We start from the raw sequence: 20,825 nt of genomic DNA on the forward strand, positions 1-20,825 counted from the left end.
GCGGCCCGCCGCGCCGGTGGCCGGGGAACGACCCCTTCGGCGGGCGAAAAGGGGCGGGCCACAGGTGGGCGCCATAAGCTCGCGGCATGGCGGAGGTGCATGCGACCCGCAGGGACCGGCTGCGTGAGCGGTGTGCGGCGGAAGGGCTCGGTGCCGCGCTGGTGACGCGACCGGCGAACGTACGGTATCTGGCCGGCTGCGCGCCGCCCGGCTCCGCGCTGCTGGTCGGCCCGGGACCCGAGGACATCCTCGTGCACCTGCGACCGCCCCCGGACGACGAGGGCGGCGGCCGGCCGGACGACCTGCGCTCGACCGTACTTCCGTCGCCCGACGGCGACGCCGCGGTGGCCGCGGCCACCCTCGCGTGGGAGCAGCACGCGGAGTCCCTCGCCGTCGAGGAGCACCACCTCACCGTGGCGCGGCACCGCGCCATAGGCTCGGTGGCGGACGCCCTCGCGCTCTCCGACCTCGGCGGCGCCGTCGAGCAGTTGCGCCTGGTCAAGGACGAGCACGAGATCGCCGCCCTGCGGATCGCCGCGGAGATCGCCGACCAGGCGCTCGGCGAGCTGCTGGAGTCGATCCTGGTCGGCCGCACCGAGCGGCACCTGGCACTCGAACTGGAACGGCGGCTCGTCGACCACGGCGCCGACAGCGCGGCCTTCCCGACCTCCGTGGGCACCGGTCCGCACTCCGGCACCGCCCGCCATGTGCCGACCGACCGCCGCGTCGAGGAGGGCGACTTCCTGACCGTCCGCCTCGGCGCGTGCTACCGCGGCTACCGCTGCGAGGTGGGCCGTACCTTCGTGATCGGTACGGCTCCGGCCGGCTGGCAGATCGACCTGTACGACCTGGTCTTCAACGCCCAGCGGGCCGGCCGTGAGGCGCTGGCACCCGGTGTGGCCTGCCGGGACGTCGACCGGGCGACCCGCCAGCCGCTGGTCGCGGCGGGGCACGCGGACGGGGTGGCGCAGTGGTCGGGCCACGGTGTCGGCCTGGAAATCGACGAGGACCCTCAGTTGTCCCCTGCGGCCATGGGTAAACTGGACGCTTGCGTGCCGGTCACCGTCGAACCGGGGGTCCACCTTCCGGGCCGCGGCGGTGTCCGCATCGACGACACACTCGTCGTACGCCCCCTGGCGGACGGCGGACCCGAGCTACTCACCATCACGACCAAGGAACTCCTCGCCCTGTGACGGGCGCGGGTCTCCGCGGTCCCCGAAGCAGCACTTTCAGGAGATTCCGCAACCGTGGCCACCACGAACGACCTCAAGAACGGCCTCGTGCTCAAGCTCGACAGCGGCCAGCTCTGGACCGTAGTCGAGTTCCAGCACGTCAAGCCCGGCAAGGGCCCCGCCTTCGTGCGCACCAAGCTGAAGCACGTGCTCTCCGGGAAGGTCGTCGACAAGACCTTCAACGCGGGTGTGAAGGTCGAGACCGCCAACGTCGACAAGCGCGGCATGCAGTTCTCCTACAAGGACGGCACCGACTTCGTCTTCATGGACACCGAGACCTTCGACCAGATCACGGTCACCCCCGAGGTCGTCGGCGACGCCGCCAACTACCTGCTCGAAGGCTTCGAGGCCGTCGTCGCGATGTACGAGGGCGCGCCGCTGTACATCGAGCTGCCCGCCTCCGTCGAGCTGGTCATCGAGTACACCGAGCCCGGTGTGCAGGGCGACCGCTCCACCGGCGGCTCCAAGCCGGCGCGGCTGGAGACCGGCTACGAGATCGGCGTCCCGCTGTTCATCACCACAGGTGAAAAGGTGAAGGTCGACACCCGCACCGGCGACTACCTCGGCCGGGTGAACAGCTAACCGTGGCTGCCCGGAACAAGGCCCGCAAGCGTGCCTTCCAGATCCTCTTCGAGGCGGACCAGCGGGGTGCAGACCCGGTCACCGTCATGGCGGACTGGATCCGGCTCGCCCGGACCGACGACCGGCAGCCGCCGGTCACCGAGTACACGATGCAGCTGGTCGAGGGGTACACGGCACACGCCGGGCCGATCGACGACCTGCTCTCCACGCACGCGGTGGGCTGGACGCTTGACCGGATGCCGGTCGTGGACCGCAACGTGCTGCGGCTCGGCGCGTACGAGCTGATCTGGGAGGACGGCGTCCCGGATCCGGTGGTGCTGGACGAGGCGGTGGAACTGGCCAAGGAATTCTCCACCGACGAATCCCCGTCCTTCGTCAACGGACTGCTCGGCCGGCTGATGGAGCTGAAGCCGACCCTGCCGCGCTAGGGGCCGGCCGGCCGTACCGCCTGCGACCAGGCCCGACAGCAGAAGTTGAACAATATTCTGCTTCGGGCCTGGTGTGTGCGGCGGGCTGTGGCCTAGATTCCGCCGCATGGACGAAGCGGCCGGACCCGGCGACGACGACACGATCCTGGCCCGCCTGGCGGGCCTGCGGGCAGCCGACCTGCCGGTGCGCGGCGGCCGGACCATGGCGTACGTCTACGACTCGGGGCTGGCCGGGCTCGACGATCTGGCGGCCCGCGCGCACACCGCCTTCGCCGGCGTCAACGGCCTGGACATGACCGTCTTCCCCAGCGTCGTCACGCTGGAGAACGACATCGTCCGGCGGACCGCGCGGCTGCTCGGCGGCGGCCCCGGCACCGCGGGCACCTTCACCAGCGGCGGCACCGAGAGCTGCCTGCTCGCCGTGCTGACCGCCCGCGAGCACGCGGCCAGGACCCGCGGGGTCACCGCACCCGAGATCGTGCTGCCGCAGACCGCGCACGCCGCCTTCCACAAGGCCGCCGCCCTCTTCGGCCTCACCGCCGTCACGGTCCCCGTCGACCCCGCCACCTTCCGGGTACGGCCGCAGGACGTCGCCGCCGCCCTCACCCCGCGCACCGCCCTGGTGGTGGCCTCCGCGCCCTCGTACGCGCACGGCGTGGTCGACCCGGTGCAGGACGTCGCCGCGGCGGCGGCCGAGCGGGGCGTGCTGTGCCATGTCGACGCCTGCATCGGCGGCTGGTATCTCGGGCACCGCACGCTCGCCGGCGGCATCGCACCGCCGCCGCCCTTCGACCTGGCCGTGCCCGGCGTCAGCTCGCTCTCGGTCGACCTGCACAAATACGGCTACACGCCCAAGGGCGCCTCCGTCCTGCTCTTCCGGGACGCGGACCTGCGCAGGCACGGCTGGTTCGCGCACGCCTCCTGGCCCGGCTACCCCGTGGTCAACGCGACGCTCCAGGGCACCAAGTCCGCCGGGCCGCTCGCCGCGGCCTGGGCGGTACTGCACAGGGTCGGCACCGCCGGATACGTCGAGCTGGCCCGCCGGGTGCACGAGGCGACCCGGCTGCTGGCGGACGGCATCGGGCGGATCGACGGGCTGCGGGTGCTCGGCGACCCGGACGCCTCGCTGGTCGCCGTCGCCGCCGACGACCCGGACCTCGATCCCTTCGTCGTCGCCGACGAGATGCGGCTGCGCGGCTGGTACCTCCAGCCGCAGCCCGCGTTCGCCGGCTCCCCGGCGAATCTGCACCTGACCGTGACCGCGGCCGTCGCCGACCCGGCCCGTATCGCGGAACTGCTGGCCGAACTCGCCGCCGCCACGGACCGGGCCCGCGCCCTCGGGCCCGTCACCGTCGACCCCGGCATCGTGGAGATCGCCGCCGCCCTCGACCCCGCCACTCTCGGCCCGGCCGAGGTCGCGCTCGCCCTGGAGGTCGCGGGCGTCGGCGCCGACGGCGCGCTCCCGCAGCGGATGGCGCCGGTGCTCGCCGTGCTCCAGGCGCTGCCCGCGCCCCTGACGGAGCGTCTGCTGCCCGAGGTCATCTCCCGGCTCTACGCCGGCTGAACTCCGCCGGGGTCCGGGTCTGCGTCGAGCTGGGGGCCGCCCGGGTCCGGCTCCACGTCGAGTTGAGCGCAGCCCGCGGAAAACCGGGTGCCGCGGCTGCCTCGCGCCCGCTACCGTCGCCCGTGGAATCGCGCGCCACCAGCCTGCTGCGGCGCGCGCGTTGACGAGTGAGGGGAGCCGGCCGTGCGCGAGCGCACCGCTGTTGTCGTCCCCCCGTCACGGCACAAGGTGATCCTGGTGTCCTCGCGCCTCCGGCGCCGGCTGCGCGGCCGGCCCCGGACCCCGTGACGCACCCCCGCCCCTGATCCGCCGGCCCACCGCCGGTACGGCGGGCCCGGTGCGCCCGGGGAATCGCGCCCGCCCTTTTCCCTGATCACCCGAAAGGCCCAGGGCCGTGCGCAGCACCCACGACCGCCAGACCGCCAACCCGCTCGCCGCCGTCCGCAACCTCGGCATCCTCGCCCATGTGGACGCGGGCAAGACCACCGTCACCGAGCGGATCCTCTACCTCACCGGCGCCACCCACAAGCGCGGTGAGGTCCACGACGGCACGACCGTCACCGACTTCGACCCGCAGGAGCGCGACCGCGGCATCACCATCTTCGCCGCCGCCGTCAGCTGCGCCTGGGACGGCCACCGGATCAACCTGATCGACACACCGGGACACGTCGACTTCGCCGACGAGGTCGAGCGCTCGCTGCGGGTGCTCGACGGGGCCGTGGCGGTCTTCGACGCCGTCGCGGGCGTCGAGCCGCAGAGCGAGTCGGTGTGGCGGCAGGCCGACCGGCACGGCGTACCGCGGATCGCCTTCGTCAACAAGCTGGACCGGGCGGGAGCCGACCTCGACACCGCGGTCGACTCCATCCGGCGGCGGCTGCACACCGTACCGCTGGCCGTACAGCTGCCGATCGGGCGCGAGGACGGCTTCACCGGCGTCGTGGACCTGCTCACGATGCGCGCACTGGTCTGGGCCGACGGCGCCGGCACGTACGCCGAGGGCGATGTGCCCGACGACCTGCTGGCCGAGGCGCGGCGCCGCCGCCGGCTGCTGGAGGAGGCGGTCGCGGAACTGCACCCGGCCGCGCTGGAGGAGTTCTGCGCGGGCGGCCCCGTCACCGCCGCGACCCTGGCCACGGCGCTGCGCGACCTCACCCGCGGCGGCGAGGCCGTGGTGGTGCTGTGCGGCTCGGCCTACCGCAACCGCGGTATCGAGCCGCTGCTCGACGCCGTCACCGCCTACCTGCCGTCACCGCTGGACGTCCCCGCGGTACGCGGCACGGCCGGCGACCGGCCGGCCGAGCGGCCCGCCGACCCGGCGGCGCCCTTCGCCGGGCTGGTGTTCAAGGTCGCCGCCACCGCCACCGGGCGGCTGACGTACCTGCGGATCTACTCGGGAACACTGCGGAAGGGGGACACCGTGCTCGACGCCGGCTCGCGCCGGAGCGAGCGGATCGGCCGCATCCTGCGGGTCCAGGCGGACCGGCACGCGGAAATGGACCAGGCGGTCGCCGGTGACATCGTCGCCGTCGTCGGGCCCAAGGCCGCCCGCGCCGGGACGACACTGTGCGCGCCCGGGGACCCGCTGGTCCTCGAACCGCCGACGGTGGCCGCGCCCGTGGTCTCCGTGGCGGTCGAGGCGGGCCGCAACGCCGACACGGAGCGGCTGGTAGCCGCGCTGGCCCGGCTGGTCGAGGAGGACCCGTCGCTCGCGGTGCGCACCGACCGGGAGACCGGGCAGCTGGTGCTGGCCGGTATGGGCGAACTGCACCTGGAGGTCGCGGTGGAGAAGATCCGCCGCGCCCACGGCCTCCAGGTCGCGGTCGGCCGCCCGCAGGTCGCCTACCGGGAGACCGTGCTGCGCGGGGTGACCGGCCATGTCCACCGGCACGTCAAACAGGACGGCGGGGCCGGGCAGTTCGCGCACCTCGTGATCGACGTGGCGCCGCTGGCCGCGGACGGGGCCACGGCTGCGGCCGCGGGGGAGGAGGACTTCGTGTTCGCCTCCACCGTGACCGGCGGGCGGGTGCCGCGCGAGTACGTGCGGGCGGTCGAGAACGGCTGCCGGGACGCGCTCGCCGAGGGGCCGCTCGGCGGACACCCGGTGACGGGTGTACGGGTCACGCTGACGGACGGGGCGACGCACCCGAAGGACTCCTCGGAGACGGCCTTCCGCACGGCGGGCCGCTTCGCCCTCCAGGAGGCCCTGCGGGCGTGCGAGGTGCAGTTGCTCGAACCGGTGGTCGAGGTCACGGCGACGGTGCCGGACGAGGCGGTGGGCGGCGTGCTCGGCGATCTCGCGGCCCGCCGCGGCCGGGTCTCCGGCTCGCTCGCCGCGGGGGGCACCACGGTCGTCTCGGCCACGGTGCCGCTGGCCGCGCTGTTCGGTTACGCAGGAAGCCTCCGCAGCCGCACACAGGGCCGCGGCACCTTCACCACCCGCCCCACGGGTTACGCCCCCACCCGCTGACCGTCCGGCCCCCTCCCCCCGCCCCCGGGGGGAGGGGGCGCCCCCTCAGGGGCGCGGGGAACTGCGCGCGCAACCACGACGGCGGGGAGGAGCCAGGCCACCGCAAGTGGTCCGTCACCCAGGGGGGCGGGGAACCGCGCGCCCAGCCGCGACGGCGGGTCAGGCGAACCGCCACCGCACGTGGCACGCACGCCACACCCCCCGGAGGGAGGCCGCGGAAACGGACCGCCCGGGGCGGTGGCCCGGGGTGAGCGGGGCCACCGCCCCGGGCGGCGGGACGTTTCTGCAGGCATGCGGGTAAAAGCCGGGCGTCAGCCCTCGTCGTGCTGAACCGCCCGCCTGGCGTCGGCGTCGAGCACGCCCCACCCGATGAGCTGCTCGGTGAGGACCGACGGCGACTGGTCGTAGATCACGGCGAGCGTACGGAGATCGTCCTGCCGGATCGACAGCACCTTCCCGTTGTAGTCGCCGCGCTGGCTCTGAATGGTGGCCGCGTAACGCTGCAGCGGCCCGGCCTTCTCCGGCGGGACCTGGGAGAGGCGCTCAAGGTCGAGCACGAGCTTCGGCGGCGGCTCTGCGGCCCCGCCGGGAGTCGTACCCGGCAGCAGCTCCTGCACGGGCACGCCGTAGAAATCGGCGAGCTCGGCGAGGCGCTGCACGGTCACGGCACGGTCGCCGCGCTCGTACGACCCCACGACCACTGCCTTCCAGCGGCCCTGGGACTTCTCCTCGACACCGTGCAGAGAAAGGCCCTGCTGCGTGCGGATGGCGCGGAGCTTGGCTCCGAGCTGTTTGGCGTAATCGCTGGACATATGGCTCCCCGGACGGAAACTCGGTGACTCACTGTGAGGTTACGCAGCGTAATCCACGCTCGTCAAGCCGAACGGGTCCGACCGGTCTCTGACCTGGGAGGTCTGCGTCACCTGATATCGTGATGACGTACCCCTGACGTCCTTTAACGCCCGTCCCGTGAGGCGGGGAAGGAGGTCCCCGACCGATGGTCGAAGACCGCACGACAGCAGGACCGCAGGACCGCCCGGTGCTCGAAGCGCCCGACATGGCCCGCGTCCTGACCCGTATCGCCCACGAGATCGTCGAGCGCGCCAAGGGCGCCGACGACGTGGTGCTGCTCGGCGTCCCCACCCGAGGGGTGTTCCTGGCCCGCAGGCTGGCCGCCAAACTCGCCGAGATCACCGGCCGCGAGGCCGCCGTCGGCTCGCTCGACACCACGATGTACCGCGACGACCTGCGGCTGCACCCGCCGCGGGCGCTGGCGACCACAGACATCCCCGGCGACGGCATCGACGGCCGGCTCGTCATCCTGGTGGACGACGTGCTGTTCTCGGGCCGCACCATCCGCGCCGCCCTGGACGCGCTCAACGACATCGGCCGCCCCCGCGCGGTGCAGCTCGCCGTCCTGGTCGACCGCGGCCACCGCGAGCTGCCGATCAGGGCCGACTACGTCGGCAAGAACCTGCCGACCTCGCAGCGCGAGACCGTCAGGGTCCTGCTCACCGAGCACGACGGGCGCGACAGCGTCCTGCTCGGCCAGCGGGAGCCCGGCGCGCGCAACGGCCACGGCGCGGCCGCGGACGAGTAGCGCCCCCGCACCAGGACCCGTCACGGGGTCCTGCGCTGCCGCGCGCCCGCTCGCCGCCCCGTACCGCCGCCCACCGCCAGGCCAGGCCCCAGCACCCCCGGAGACCCCGATGAAGCGCCACCTGATCTCGGCCGCCGACCTCACCCGCGACGACGCCCTGCTGATCCTCGACACCGCGGAGGAGATGGCCCGCGTCGCCGACCGGCCGATCAAGAAACTGCCCACCCTGCGCGGCCGTACCGTCGTCAACCTGTTCTTCGAGGACTCGACGCGGACGCGCATCTCCTTCGAGGCCGCCGCCAAGCGGCTGTCGGCCGATGTGATCAACTTCTCCGCCAAGGGCTCCTCGGTGTCCAAGGGCGAATCCCTCAAGGACACCGCGCTGACCCTGGAGGCGATGGGCGCCGACGCCGTCGTCATCCGGCACCACTCCTCCGGCGCCCCGCACCGGCTGGCGACCTCCGGCTGGATCAACGCGTCGGTCGTCAACGCGGGCGACGGCACCCACGAGCACCCCACCCAGGCACTGCTGGACGCCTTCACCATGCGCCGCCACCTGTCCGGCGTCGGCCGCGACCTGGAGGGCCGCAGGGTCACCGTCGTCGGCGACATCCTGCACAGCCGGGTCGCCCGCTCCAACGTCCTGCTGCTGACCACGCTGGGGGCCAGGGTCACCCTGGTGGCCCCGCCCACCCTGCTGCCGATCGGCGTCGAGCAGTGGCCCTGCGAGGTGTCGTACGACCTCGACGCGGTGCTCGCCACGTCCGACGCGGTGATGATGCTGCGGGTCCAGAGGGAGCGGATGAACGCCGCCTACTTCCCCACCGAGCGCGAGTACGCCCGCCGCTACGGCCTGGACGGCCAGCGGATGGCGGCGATGCCCGAGCACGCCATCGTCATGCACCCCGGGCCGATGAACCGCGGCATGGAGATCACCGCCGAGGTCGCCGACTCGCCGCGCTGCACCGCGGTCGAACAGGTCGCCAACGGCGTCAGCACCCGGATGGCGGTGCTCTACCTGCTGCTCGGCGGCTCCGAGCCGGCCATCAGCACCGACCGTTCCGACAGCGCCCGCACCGAGGAGAGCAAGTAACCATGAGCGACACCCTGATCCGCGGGGCGAAGATCCTCGGCGGCGCCCCCCAGGACGTACTGCTCAGCGGCGGGACCGTCGCCGCGGTGGGCACCGGCCTCGACGCGGACGGCGCCACCGTCGTGGAGGCCGCGGGCCACATCCTGCTGCCCGGCCTGGTCGACCTGCACACCCACCTGCGCGAGCCCGGCCGGGAGGACTCAGAGACCGTACTGACCGGCACCCGCGCCGCCGCGGTCGGCGGCTACACCGCCGTGCACGCCATGGCCAACACCTTCCCCGTCGCCGACACCGCAGGCGTCGTCGAGCAGGTCTGGCGGCTCGGCAAGGAGTCCGGCTACTGCGACGTCCAGCCGGTCGGCGCCGTCACCGTCGGCCTGGAGGGCAAGCAGCTCGCCGAACTCGGCGCGATGGCCGACTCCGCCGCCCGGGTGCGGGTCTTCTCCGACGACGGCAAGTGCGTGGACGACGCGGTCATCATGCGCAGGGCGCTGGAATACGTGAAGGCCTTCGGCGGCGTCGTCGCCCAGCACGCCCAGGAGCCGCGGCTCACCGAGGGCGCCCAGATGAACGAGGGCACCGTCTCCGGCGAGCTGGGCCTGACCGGCTGGCCCGCGGTCGCCGAGGAGTCGGTCATCGCCCGCGACGTCCTGCTCGCCGCGCACGTCGGCTCCCGGGTGCACATCTGCCACCTGTCCACCGCCGGCTCGGTCGAGATCGTCCGCTGGGCCAAGTCCAAGGGCTGGGACGTCACCGCCGAGGTCACCCCGCACCACCTGCTGCTGACCGACGAGCTGGTCCGCTCGTACAACCCGGTCTACAAGGTCAACCCGCCGCTGCGCACCGAGGCCGACGTCATGGCGCTGCGCGAGGGGCTCGCCGACGGCACCATCGACTGCGTCGCCACCGACCACGCCCCGCACCCGCACGAGGACAAGGACTGCGAGTGGGCCGCCGCGGCCATGGGCATGGTCGGCCTGGAGACCGCGCTGTCCGTGGTCCAGCACACCATGGTCGACACCGGCCTGCTGGACTGGGCGGGCGTCGCCGACCGCATGTCGGCCCGCCCCGCCGCCATCGGCCGGCTCGCCGGGCACGGCCGCCCGGTCGCCGCCGGCGAGCCCGCGAACCTGGTGCTGGTCGATCCCGCATACCGTGGGGTCGTCAATCCCGCGGGCTTCGCCTCCCGCAGCCGCAACACCCCCTACGCGGGCCGCGAGCTGCCGGGCCGCGTCGTCGCCACCTTCCTGCGGGGCCACGCGACGGTCATGGACGGGAAGCTCACATGACACCTCTGACGCAGCTCGCAGCCGCGCTCGCCACCGCACAGGGCGGCGAGAAGCACTCGGCGAAGGTCACCGACTGGACCGACAGGATCGGCTGGATCGTCGGCCTGATCCTGGTCATCGGCCTGGTCTACTGGCTGATGCGGCAGGGCTGGCAGTGGCGCCGCACCCTCCAGGGCGGCCTGCCCGCCCTCCCGCAGGCCCCCGAGGACGCCGGCGAACCCCTGCTGGAGACGGACGGCCGCTACCACGGCAGCACCACCGCCGGGCAGTGGCTGGACCGGATCGTCGCCCACGGCCTCGGCGTACGCAGCAGGGCCGCGCTCACCCTCACCGAGCAGGGCCTCGACGTGGACCGCACCGGCGCCCCCGGCTTCTTCGTGCCCGCCGCCGCCCTGCGCGGCGCCCGGCTCGACAAGGGCATCGCGGGCAAGGTGCTCACCGAGGGCGGCCTGCTGGTCGTCACCTGGGAGCACGGCGGCACCCTCATCGACTCCGGCTTCCGCTCCGACCACGCGGCCGGGCACCCCGCGTGGGTCGAGCAGATCAACCGGCTCAGTGGCGACAGCGTCGTCGTCTTCACCGACACCAGGCCGGGCACCAGGCACCACGAGAAGGAAGGCGCACAATGACGACCTCCACCCGGGCGGCCACCGCACCCGCCGTACTCGTCCTGGAGGACGGCCGCTCCTTCCGCGGCCGCGCCTACGGCGCGGTGGGGGAGACCTTCGGCGAGGCGGTCTTCTCCACCGGCATGACCGGCTACCAGGAGACGCTGACCGATCCCTCCTACCACCGCCAGGTGGTCGTCATGACCGCCCCGCACATCGGCAACACCGGGATCAACGACGAGGACCCCGAGTCCTCCCGCATCTGGGTCGCGGGCTACGTCGTACGCGACCCCGCGCGCGTCCCGTCCAACTGGCGCTCCCGCCGCTCCCTGGACGACGAACTCACCGCACAGGGCGTCGTCGGCATCAGCGGCGTCGACACCCGCGCCCTGACCCGGCACCTGCGCGAGCGCGGGGCGATGCGGGTCGGCATCTTCTCCGGCGGCGCGCTCGCCGACGACGACACCCTGCTCGCCCGGGTCCGCCAGGCACCCGAGATGACCGGCGCCGACCTGTCGGCCGAGGTCGCCACCGAGCAGGCGTACGTCGTTCCCGCCATCGGCGCCAAGCGCTTCACCGTGGCCGCGCTCGACCTCGGCATCAAGGGCATGACCCCGCACCGGATGGCCGAGCGCGGCATAGAGGTGCACGTCCTGCCCGCCACCGCGACCGTCGAGGACGTCTACGCGGTCGCCCCCGACGGCGTCTTCCTGTCCAACGGCCCCGGCGACCCCGCCACCGCCGACCTCACCGTCATCCAGGAAGTGCTGGCCCGCCGGACCCCGCTGTTCGGGATCTGCTTCGGCAACCAGCTGCTCGGCCGGGCGCTCGGCTTCGGCACGTACAAACTCACGTACGGCCACCGCGGCATCAACCAGCCCGTGCAGGACCGCGCCACCGGCAAGGTCGAGGTCACCGCGCACAACCACGGCTTCGCCGTGGACGCCCCGCTCGACCGGATCAGCGACACCCCCTACGGGCGCGCCGAGGTCAGCCACGTCTGCCTCAACGACCAGGTGGTGGAGGGGCTGCGGCTGCTCGACCGGCCGGCGTTCAGCGTCCAGTACCACCCCGAGGCCGCCGCGGGCCCGCACGACGCCGCGTACCTGTTCGACCGCTTCACACAGCTCATGGAGGCCCAGCGTGCCTAAGCGCACCGACATCCGGTCCGTTCTGGTCATCGGCTCGGGTCCGATCGTCATCGGCCAGGCCGCCGAGTTCGACTACTCCGGCACCCAGGCCTGCCGGGTCCTGAAGTCCGAGGGACTGCGGGTGGTCCTGGTCAATTCCAACCCGGCCACGATCATGACCGACCCGGAGATCGCCGACGCCACCTACGTCGAGCCGATCACCCCGGAATTCGTCGCCAAGATCATCGCCAAGGAGCGCCCCGACGCCCTGCTGCCCACCCTCGGCGGCCAGACCGCGCTGAACACCGCGATCTCGCTGCACCAGGACGGCACCCTGGCCGAATACGGCGTCGAGCTGATCGGCGCCAACGTCGAGGCCATCAACAAGGGCGAGGACCGCGAGCTGTTCAAGGGCGTGGTCGAGGCGGTCCACGCGAAGATCGGCCACGGCGAGTCCGCCCGCTCGGTCATCTGCCACTCCATGGACGACGTGCTCGCCGGCGTCGGCACCCTCGGCGGCTACCCCGTCGTGGTCCGCCCCTCCTTCACCATGGGCGGCGCCGGCTCCGGCTTCGCCCACGACGAGGAGGAACTGCGCCGCATCGCCGGCCAGGGCCTGACCCTCTCGCCGACCACCGAGGTGCTGCTCGAGGAGTCCATCCTCGGCTGGAAGGAGTACGAGCTGGAGCTGATGCGCGACAAGCACGACAACGTCGTGGTCGTCTGCTCCATCGAGAACTTCGACCCGATGGGCGTCCACACCGGCGACTCCATCACCGTCGCCCCCGCGATGACGCTCACCGACCGCGAGTACCAGACGCTGCGCGACATCGGCATCGCCGTGATCCGCGAGGTCGGCGTCGACACCGGCGGCTGCAACATCCAGTTCGCGGTCAACCCCGAGGACGGCCGGGTCATCGTCATCGAGATGAACCCCCGGGTGTCGCGCTCCTCCGCGCTGGCGTCCAAGGCCACCGGCTTCCCGATCGCCAAGATCGCCGCCCGGCTCGCCGTCGGCTACACCCTCGACGAGATCCCCAACGACATCACCCGCAAGACCCCGGCGTCCTTCGAACCCACCCTCGACTACGTGGTCGTGAAGGTGCCGCGGTTCGCCTTCGAGAAGTTCCCGGCCGCCGACGCCACCCTCACCACCACCATGAAGTCGGTCGGCGAGGCGATGGCCATCGGCCGCAACTTCACCGAGGCGCTGAACAAGGCGCTGCGCTCGCTGGAGAAGAAGGGCTCCCAGTTCGACTTCACCAGCCCGGTCGGCGACAAGGCCGACCTGCTGGCGCTGGCCGCCGTCCCCACCGACGGGCGGATCAACACCGTCATGGACGCGATCAGGGCGGGCGCCACCCAGGAGGAGGTCTTCACCGCCACCAGGATCGACCCCTGGTTCGTGGACCAGCTCTTCCTGATCCACGAGCACGCCCAGGCCCTCGCGGCGGCCGACCGGCTCGCCCCCGAACTGCTCGCCGACGCCAAGCGGCACGGCTTCTCCGACGCCCAGATCGCCGCGGTCCGCGGCCTGCGCGAAGAGGTCGTCCGCGAGGTGCGGCACGCGCTCGGCATCCGCCCGGTCTACAAGACCGTCGACACCTGCGCCGCCGAATTCGCCGCCGACACCCCGTACTTCTACTCCTCCTACGACGAGGAGAGCGAGGTCGCGCCCCGCACCAAACCGGCCGTGATCATCCTCGGCTCCGGCCCCAACCGGATCGGCCAGGGCATCGAGTTCGACTACTCCTGCGTGCACGCCTCCTTCGCGCTGCACGACGCCGGGTACGAGACCGTGATGGTCAACTGCAACCCCGAGACCGTCTCCACCGACTACGACACCTCCGACCGGCTCTACTTCGAGCCGCTCACCCTGGAGGACGTCCTGGAGATCGTGCACGCCGAGACCCTGGCGGGACCCGTCGCCGGCGTCATCGTGCAGCTCGGCGGCCAGACCCCGCTGGGCCTGGCGCAGGCGCTCAAGGACAACGGCGTGACCGTCGTCGGCACCTCGCCCGAGGCCATCCACCTCGCCGAGGACCGCGGCGCCTTCGGCCGGGTCCTCGCCGAGGCGGGACTGCCCGCGCCCAAGCACGGCACCGCCACGTCCTTCCCCGGCGCCAAGGCCATCGCCGACGAGATCGGCTACCCGGTCCTGGTCCGGCCCTCCTACGTGCTCGGCGGGCGCGGCATGGAGATCGTCTACGACGAGACCCGGCTCGCGTCCTACATCGCCGAGTCCACCGAGATCAGCGCCGACCGCCCGGTCCTGGTCGACCGCTTCCTCGACGACGCCATCGAGATCGACGTGGACGCGCTCTACGACGGCCACGAGCTGTACCTCGGCGGCGTCATGGAGCACATCGAGGAAGCCGGCATCCACTCCGGCGACTCCGCGTGCGCGCTGCCGCCGATCACCCTCGGCGGCCACGACATCAAGCGGCTGCGCACCTCGACCGAGGCCATCGCCCGCGGCGTCGGAGTGCAGGGCCTGATCAACATCCAGTTCGCGCTGGCCGGGGACATCCTCTACGTGCTGGAGGCCAACCCGCGCGCGTCCCGTACCGTGCCCTTCACCTCCAAGGCGACGGCGGTGCCGCTCGCCAAGGCCGCGGCCCGCATCTCGCTCGGCGCGACGGTGGCGGAACTGCGGGCCGAGGGCATCCTGCCCGCCACCGGCGACGGCGGCACGCTGCCGCTCGACGCGCCGATCTCGGTCAAGGAGGCCGTGCTGCCCTGGAGCCGCTTCCGCGACGTCCAGGGCCGCGGGGTCGACACCATCCTCGGCCCGGAGATGCGCTCCACCGGCGAGGTCATGGGCATAGACGCGGTCTTCGGTACCGCCTACGCCAAGTCCCAGGCCGGCGCGTACGGTGCGCTGCCCACCAAGGGCCGCGCCTTCATCTCGATCGCCAACCGCGACAAGCGCGCGCTGATCTTCCCGGCCCGCGCGCTGATCGAGCACGGCTTCGAGATCCTGGCCACCTCGGGCACGGCGGAGGTGCTGCGCCGCAACGGGATCCCGGCGCGGGTCGTGCGCAAGCAGAGCGAGGGCGTCGGGCCCGCCGGGGAGCCGACGGTGGTGACCCTCATCCACGAGGGGGAGATCGACCTCATCGTCAACACCCCGTTCGGTACGGGGGGCCGGCTCGACGGCTACGACATCCGCACGGCCGCGGTGGCCCGCGGGATTCCCTGCCTGACCACGGTTCAGGCGCTGGCCGCGGCCGTGCAGGGCATCGACGCGTTGACGCGGGGCGATATCGGTGTGTGCTCCTTGCAGGAGCACGCCCGGCTCCTCACCGCCGCCCGCGCCGACTGACCCGTCGGCCCCGGGGGGCGGGCTCCCCTTCGGCAAGGGGGCGCCCTACAGGGGCGCGGGGAACTGCGCGCCCAGCCCTCACCGGGGGCGTGCCGTTGGCACGGCGGATCGTGCCCCGTAAGGAGGCGCTGGGGGTACCCCCAGGCGAAGCTCTGGGGGCGGAGCTGCGCGAGCAACCACCCACCGGCCGGTGGTCCGGAGCGGACCGGACAGCCCCTCCGGGCCGGTGGCGACCCGCGCCCCGGTGGGGGCCGAGCGCGCAGTCCCGCGCCCCGCACGCAGCAGACCCCCCGGCTCCGCGGCAGCGGTCGGGCACCCCTGCCGAAGGGGGACCGCCCGACCCCCCGGCCTGGGGGACGCGTACCCCCCGGGCACAGAAACCCCCCGGCCCCGCGGCAGCGGACGGGCGCCCCGGGGGCGGAACCATGGCGCCCGGGCGGGCGCACCGGATGAGAGAAGGCGACGCCTTGTACCACCTGTTCTTTCGGCTGGCCTTCCGCAGGATGGACGCCGAGAAGGCCCACTACCTGGCTTTCCGGTGGATCCGAGCCGCCGCCCGCGTCCCCGCGCTGCGGACACTGCTGTCCGCCGCGCTGGCCCCGCGCCACAAGAGCCTGCGAACCCTCGCCTTCGGGCGCGAGATGAGCGGGCCGTTCGGCCTGGCCGCCGGCTTCGACAAGAACGCCGTCGCGATCGACGGCATGGCCATGCTCGGCTTCGACCACGTCGAGATCGGCACGGTCACCGCGCAGGGCCAGCCGGGCAACCCGGTCCCGCGGCTGTTCCGGCTGGTGGGTGATCGCGCGCTGATCAACCGCATGGGCTTCAACAACGACGGCTCCGCCGCCGTCGCCGCCCGCCTCGCCGCCCGGCGCACCGTCTTCCCGACCACGGTCGGCGTCAACATCGGCAAGACGAAGGCCGTCCCCGAGGGTGAGGCCGTACAGGACTACGTCACCTCGGCCGAGCGGCTGGCCGCGCACGCCGACTACCTGGTCGTCAACGTGTCCTCGCCGAACACCCCCGGCCTGCGCGACCTCCAGGCCGCCGCGGCGCTGCGCCCGCTGCTCGCGGCCGTACGGGAGGCCGCCGACCGGGCCGTCACCGACCGCCGGGTGCCGCTGCTGGTGAAGATCGCGCCCGACCTCGCCGACGAGGACGTGGACGCGGTCGCCGACCTCGCCGTCGAGCTGGGCCTCGACGGCATTATCGCGACCAACACCACGATCGCCCGCGAAGGGCTCGGCCTGACCGCGGAGCCGGCGCTGACCGGGCAGGCCGGCGGGCTGTCCGGCGCGCCTCTGAAGGACCGCTCGCTCGATGTGCTGCGGCGGCTGTACGCCCGGGTCGGCGACCGGATCACACTGGTCGGCGTCGGCGGTGTCGAGAACGCCGAGGACGCGTGGCAGCGGATCCTCGCGGGTGCCACCCTCGTACAGGGATACAGCGCCTTCATCTACCAGGGGCCGTTCTGGATGCGGGCGGTCCACAAGGGCCTGGCCGCCCGGCTGGCCGCGAGCCCGTACGCCACCCTCGCCGACGCGGTCGGCGCCGACACCAGGAAGGTCAGCTCATGACGACCCCGCACCCCGAACCCTTCGGCGCGCGGCTGCGCCACGCCATGGACACCCGCGGTCAGCTGTGCGTCGGCATCGACCCGCACGCCTCGCTGCTGGCCGACTGGGGCCTCGGCGACGGTGTCGCGGGCCTGGAGCGCTTCACCATGACCGTGGTGGAGGCGCTGGGGGAGCAGGTCGCGGTGTTCAAGCCGCAGTCCGCGTTCTTCGAGCGCTTCGGCTCGCGCGGTGTCGCCGTGCTGGAACGGGCGGTGGCGCGGGCGCGGCAGGCGGGTGCGCTGGTGCTGATGGACGCCAAGCGGGGCGACATCGGCTCGACGATGGCCGCGTACGCCGCCACGTATCTGGACAAGGACTCGCCGCTGTTCAGCGACGCGCTGACGGTCAGCCCCTACCTCGGCTTCGGCTCGCTGCGGCCCGCGCTCGACGCGGCGCGGATCTCCGGCTCCGGCGTCTTCGTCCTGGCGCTGACCTCGAACCCGGAGGGCGCGCAGGTGCAGCGGGCGACGGCGGGCGACGGCAGGCAGGTCGCGCAGCTGGTGCTCGACGACATCGCGGCGGAGAATTCCGGCGCGGACCCGCTCGGCTCGGTCGGCGCGGTGGTCGGCGCGACCCTCGGCGAGGCCGGCGTCGACCTGGCGGTGAACGGCCCGCTGCTGGCCCCCGGTGTCGGTGCCCAGGGCGCGACGCCCGCCGACCTTCTCGGGGTCTTCGGCGCCGCGCTCGGCAATGTGCTGCCGAGCGTGAGCCGCGGGGTGCTCAGGCACGGTCCTGACGGGCGCGCGCTGCGTGATGCGGCGCTGCGATACGCCGACGAGGTGCGCACCGCCTTCGAGGGGGCCTGAACCGGCCGTCGGAAGCGCGGACAGGCGGGGCAATAGTGCGGTAATACCCTCCGGTAATACGCTCGAATATCGAACCGAAAAAGGGTCGGTTTCAACCACCTGCGGCATTGAGCCCGCAAGGTGTTCCGCTTTGTCCCAAATATCCCCTCGGATCAAGGCTGACCAGGACTTTTCGTCTGTTCTCGCTGACTTGAGCCGTCCGGACCGCTAGTCTCCGACAGGAGCGCGCAGTTCACCCGCGCGGCTCTTCATCCCGCAGGTGCGGGGTGCGTTCCACAAGGTCCATATCCGATTGCTCTACATCCGAGGTGACGTAGGCGTGGCTCTTCCGCCCCTTACCCCTGAACAGCGCGCTGCCGCGCTCGAAAAGGCCGCCGCGGCTCGCCGGGAGCGCGCCGAGGTCAAGAACCGGCTCAAGCACTCCGGCGCCTCCCTGCACGAGGTCATCAAGCAAGGCCAGGAGAACGACGTCATCGGCAAGATGAAGGTCTCCGCCCTGCTCGAATCCCTCCCCGGTGTCGGGAAAGTGCGCGCCAAGCAGATCATGGAACGGCTCGGCATCTCCGAGAGCCGCCGAGTGCGCGGTCTTGGCTCGAACCAGATCGCGTCCCTGGAGCGCGAGTTCGGCGGCACCCCCGCCTGAGTTCCCGGGACGTCCGGGAAGCAGTGATAATCGCTCCATGAGTTCTGCAGTCTCCCGGGGGGCAGCGCGCCCCCTCGCTTCGCAGGGGGTCGCTCCGGCCCCCCCGGTCAGACGTCCGCGGCTGACCGTGCTCTCCGGCCCCTCGGGGGTCGGCAAGAGCACGGTCGTCGCCCATCTGCGCACGGTGCACCCCGAGGTATGGCTCTCGGTGTCGGCGACCACCCGCAAGCCGCGCCCCGGCGAACAGCACGGTGTGCAGTATTTCTTCGTCGACGACGACGAGTTCGACAAACTCGTCGCCAACGGCGAACTGCTGGAGTGGGCCGAATTCGCCGGCCACCGCTACGGCACACCCCGCCGGGCGGTGCTCGACAAACTCGCCGCGGGTGAGCCGGTGCTGCTGGAGATCGATCTCCAGGGCGCCCGGCTGGTCCGCGAGTCGATGCCGGACGCCCACCTGGTCTTCCTCGCCCCGCCCAGCTGGGACGAGCTGGTCCGCCGGCTCACCGGCCGCGGGACCGAGTCGCCCGAGGTGATCGAGCGGCGGCTGGCCGCCGCCCGGGTCGAACTGGCCGCCGAGTCCGAGTTCGACCGGACACTTGTCAACACCTCCGTCGAGGATGTAGCACGCGAGCTGCTAGCCTTGATGCAGATTGTCTGAACGGTTTTACGTTTGTCCATGCTGGTCCAGCTTTGTCCAGCATCATCCAATCAGTAGGGGTAGGTAGAGCGTGTCCTCTTCCATCAGCACGCCCGAGGGCATCATCAACCCGCCGATCGACGAGCTGCTCGAAGCCACCGACTCGAAGTACAGCCTGGTGATCTACGCGGCCAAGCGGGCCCGTCAGATCAACGCGTATTACTCCCAGCTCGGCGAGGGCCTGCTGGAATACGTCGGGCCCCTGGTGGACACCCACGTCCACGAGAAGCCGCTCTCGATCGCGCTGCGCGAGATCAACGCGGGTCTGCTGACCTCCGAGGCCGTGGAGGCCCCCGCACACTGAGCTCGCGCGCTCATGTCGAACATCCCGTACGGCACCTCGTACGGCACCACCACAGGCCCGGCGGCGCGACCGCCGGGCCTGTGGTGTGTCATGGGGTGAGCGGATCCTTCGACACCGGTGGGAGAGACGATGACGCGCGAGGCTGACGGCGGGCACGTGGCGGGCGGCAGGCCACGGGTGGTGCTCGGGGTGAGCGGCGGCATCGCCGCCTACAAGGCCTGCGAGCTGCTGCGCCGGCTCACCGAGTCCGGGCACGACGTCACCGTGGTGCCGACCGGGTCCGCGCTGCACTTCGTCGGCGAGGCCACCTGGTCCGCGCTGTCCGGCAACCCGGTCTCCACCCGGGTCTGGGACGGCGTCCACGAGGTGCCGCACGTCAGGATCGGCCAGCACGCCGACCTGGTCGTCGTCGCCCCGGCCACCGCCGACCTGCTCGCCAGGGCCGCCCACGGCCTCGCCGACGACCTGCTCACCAACACCCTGCTCACCGCCCGCTGCCCGGTCGTCTTCGCCCCCGCCATGCACACCGAGATGTGGGAGCACCCGGCCACCCGGGAGAACGTCGCGACGCTGCGCCGCCGGGGCGCCGTCGTCGTCGAGCCCGCGGTCGGCCGGCTCACCGGCGCCGACACCGGCAAGGGCCGGCTGCCCGACCCGGCCGAGATCTACGAGGTCTGCCGCCGGGTCATCGCCCGCGGCGACCAGCCGCGGGACCTCGTGGGACGCCACGTGGTGATCAGCGCCGGCGGCACCAGGGAACCCCTCGACCCGGTCCGCTACCTCGGCAACCGCTCGTCGGGCAAGCAGGGTTACGCCCTGGCGCGTACCGCCGTCGCCCGCGGCGCCCGGGTGACGCTGGTCGCCGCCAACGCCGCGCTGCCCGACCCGGCCGGCGCCGACGTGGTGGTCGCGGGCACCGCGGCCCAGCTGCGCGAGGCGGTACTCAAGGCCGCGGAGGACGCCGACGTCGTCGTGATGGCCGCCGCGGTCGCCGACTTCCGGCCCGCCGCCTACGCCGCCGGCAAGATCAAGAAGAAGGACGGCGAGGAGCCCGCGCCGCTCACCCTGGTGCGCAACCCCGACATCCTCGCCGAGCTGTCCGCCGACCGGCCGCGTACCGGACAGCTGGTCGTCGGATTCGCCGCCGAGACCGACGACGTCCTCGCCAACGGCCGCGCGAAGCTCGCCCGGAAGGGCTGCGACCTGCTGGTCGTCAACGAGGTGGGGGAGAGCAGGGCGTTCGGCAGCGAGGACAACGAGGCCGTGGTCCTCGGCGCCGACGGCAGCGAGACCGCGGTGCCGTACGGCCCCAAGGAAGCGCTCGCCGACACGGTGTGGGACCTGGTCGCGGCCAGGCTTCCGGCGGGTACGGAACAGAAATCCCCCGATCGGGCGCAATGAGGCGAACAAATCACCCGATATAGTATTTCAACGGGGC

Annotated in this window: 18 protein-coding genes; 17 read left to right on the forward strand and 1 reads right to left on the reverse strand. The window is 72.6% G+C overall.

What is annotated here, in order from left to right:
• The first annotated feature begins 86 nt into the window (after window positions 1-86).
• The 5 genes from OHA86_RS31550 (at window position 87) to fusA (ending at window position 6,273) form a co-directional block, all read left to right on the forward strand.
• Window positions 87-1,193, forward strand: coding sequence for an aminopeptidase P family protein (locus OHA86_RS31550; protein ID WP_329180759.1), 1,107 nt, complete (start codon window positions 87-89; stop codon window positions 1,191-1,193).
• 54 nt (window positions 1,194-1,247) lie between these two features.
• Window positions 1,248-1,814: an elongation factor P gene (efp, locus tag OHA86_RS31555; protein ID WP_329180761.1), complete on the forward strand. Its 567-nt coding sequence runs from the start codon at window positions 1,248-1,250 to the stop codon at window positions 1,812-1,814.
• Window positions 1,815-1,816: 2 nt separating this feature from the next.
• Entirely contained in the window at window positions 1,817-2,242 is a 426-nt protein-coding gene (gene nusB, locus OHA86_RS31560; protein WP_329180763.1) for a transcription antitermination factor NusB, read from the forward strand.
• A gap of 106 nt (window positions 2,243-2,348) precedes the next feature.
• Window positions 2,349-3,806: a pyridoxal phosphate-dependent decarboxylase family protein gene (locus OHA86_RS31565; RefSeq protein ID WP_329180766.1), complete on the forward strand. Its 1,458-nt coding sequence runs from the start codon at window positions 2,349-2,351 to the stop codon at window positions 3,804-3,806.
• Between the two features lie 394 nt (window positions 3,807-4,200).
• Window positions 4,201-6,273, forward strand: coding sequence for an elongation factor G (gene fusA / locus OHA86_RS31570; protein ID WP_329180769.1), 2,073 nt, complete (start codon window positions 4,201-4,203; stop codon window positions 6,271-6,273).
• 311 nt (window positions 6,274-6,584) lie between these two features.
• Here fusA and bldD read toward each other — a convergent pair whose 3' ends face one another.
• On the reverse strand, window positions 6,585-7,085 hold the full coding sequence (gene bldD / locus OHA86_RS31575; RefSeq protein WP_329180771.1) for a transcriptional regulator BldD: 501 nt from the start codon (window positions 7,083-7,085) through the stop codon (window positions 6,585-6,587).
• Window positions 7,086-7,270: 185 nt separating this feature from the next.
• Between bldD and pyrR the strand changes: the two genes are divergently transcribed.
• The 12 genes from pyrR (at window position 7,271) to coaBC (ending at window position 20,788) form a co-directional block, all read left to right on the forward strand.
• On the forward strand, window positions 7,271-7,873 hold the full coding sequence (pyrR, locus tag OHA86_RS31580) for a bifunctional pyr operon transcriptional regulator/uracil phosphoribosyltransferase PyrR (RefSeq protein ID WP_329180773.1): 603 nt from the start codon (window positions 7,271-7,273) through the stop codon (window positions 7,871-7,873).
• 109 nt (window positions 7,874-7,982) lie between these two features.
• Window positions 7,983-8,966, forward strand: coding sequence for an aspartate carbamoyltransferase catalytic subunit (locus OHA86_RS31585; protein ID WP_329180775.1), 984 nt, complete (start codon window positions 7,983-7,985; stop codon window positions 8,964-8,966).
• Window positions 8,967-8,968: 2 nt separating this feature from the next.
• Window positions 8,969-10,255 carry a dihydroorotase gene (locus OHA86_RS31590; RefSeq protein ID WP_329180777.1) on the forward strand — a complete coding sequence of 429 codons (1,287 nt, stop codon included), beginning with the start codon at window positions 8,969-8,971 and terminating at the stop codon, window positions 10,253-10,255.
• Window positions 10,252-10,884 carry a PH-like domain-containing protein gene (locus tag OHA86_RS31595; RefSeq protein WP_329180779.1) on the forward strand — a complete coding sequence of 211 codons (633 nt, stop codon included), beginning with the start codon at window positions 10,252-10,254 and terminating at the stop codon, window positions 10,882-10,884. The genes OHA86_RS31590 and OHA86_RS31595 overlap by 4 nt, the downstream gene beginning before the upstream one ends.
• Window positions 10,881-12,014, forward strand: coding sequence for a carbamoyl phosphate synthase small subunit (locus OHA86_RS31600; protein ID WP_329180781.1), 1,134 nt, complete (start codon window positions 10,881-10,883; stop codon window positions 12,012-12,014). Before OHA86_RS31595 ends, OHA86_RS31600 begins: the two co-directional genes overlap by 4 nt.
• Entirely contained in the window at window positions 12,007-15,318 is a 3,312-nt protein-coding gene (carB, locus tag OHA86_RS31605; RefSeq protein WP_329180783.1) for a carbamoyl-phosphate synthase large subunit, read from the forward strand. The genes OHA86_RS31600 and carB overlap by 8 nt, the downstream gene beginning before the upstream one ends.
• 467 nt (window positions 15,319-15,785) lie before the next feature.
• Window positions 15,786-16,895: a quinone-dependent dihydroorotate dehydrogenase gene (locus OHA86_RS31610; protein ID WP_329180785.1), complete on the forward strand. Its 1,110-nt coding sequence runs from the start codon at window positions 15,786-15,788 to the stop codon at window positions 16,893-16,895.
• Window positions 16,892-17,740: an orotidine-5'-phosphate decarboxylase gene (gene pyrF / locus OHA86_RS31615; protein WP_329180787.1), complete on the forward strand. Its 849-nt coding sequence runs from the start codon at window positions 16,892-16,894 to the stop codon at window positions 17,738-17,740. The genes OHA86_RS31610 and pyrF overlap by 4 nt, the downstream gene beginning before the upstream one ends.
• A 319-nt stretch (window positions 17,741-18,059) precedes the next feature.
• Window positions 18,060-18,383: an integration host factor gene (locus OHA86_RS31620; protein ID WP_073502779.1), complete on the forward strand. Its 324-nt coding sequence runs from the start codon at window positions 18,060-18,062 to the stop codon at window positions 18,381-18,383.
• 37 nt (window positions 18,384-18,420) lie between these two features.
• A complete protein-coding gene (gene gmk, locus OHA86_RS31625) occupies window positions 18,421-19,044 on the forward strand; it encodes a guanylate kinase (protein ID WP_329180790.1) in 624 nt (207 codons plus the stop codon).
• Window positions 19,045-19,114: 70 nt separating this feature from the next.
• The gene (gene rpoZ / locus OHA86_RS31630; RefSeq protein WP_329180792.1) at window positions 19,115-19,387 is read left to right on the forward strand and encodes a DNA-directed RNA polymerase subunit omega; all 273 of its coding nucleotides are present in this window, start codon (window positions 19,115-19,117) and stop codon (window positions 19,385-19,387) included.
• A 129-nt stretch (window positions 19,388-19,516) separates the two neighbouring features.
• Entirely contained in the window at window positions 19,517-20,788 is a 1,272-nt protein-coding gene (coaBC, locus tag OHA86_RS31635; protein WP_329180794.1) for a bifunctional phosphopantothenoylcysteine decarboxylase/phosphopantothenate--cysteine ligase CoaBC, read from the forward strand.
• The last annotated feature ends 37 nt before the right edge of the window (window positions 20,789-20,825 follow it).

The organism is Streptomyces sp. NBC_01477 (genome assembly GCF_036227245.1).
In the GTDB taxonomy this organism is placed as follows: domain Bacteria; phylum Actinomycetota; class Actinomycetes; order Streptomycetales; family Streptomycetaceae; genus Actinacidiphila.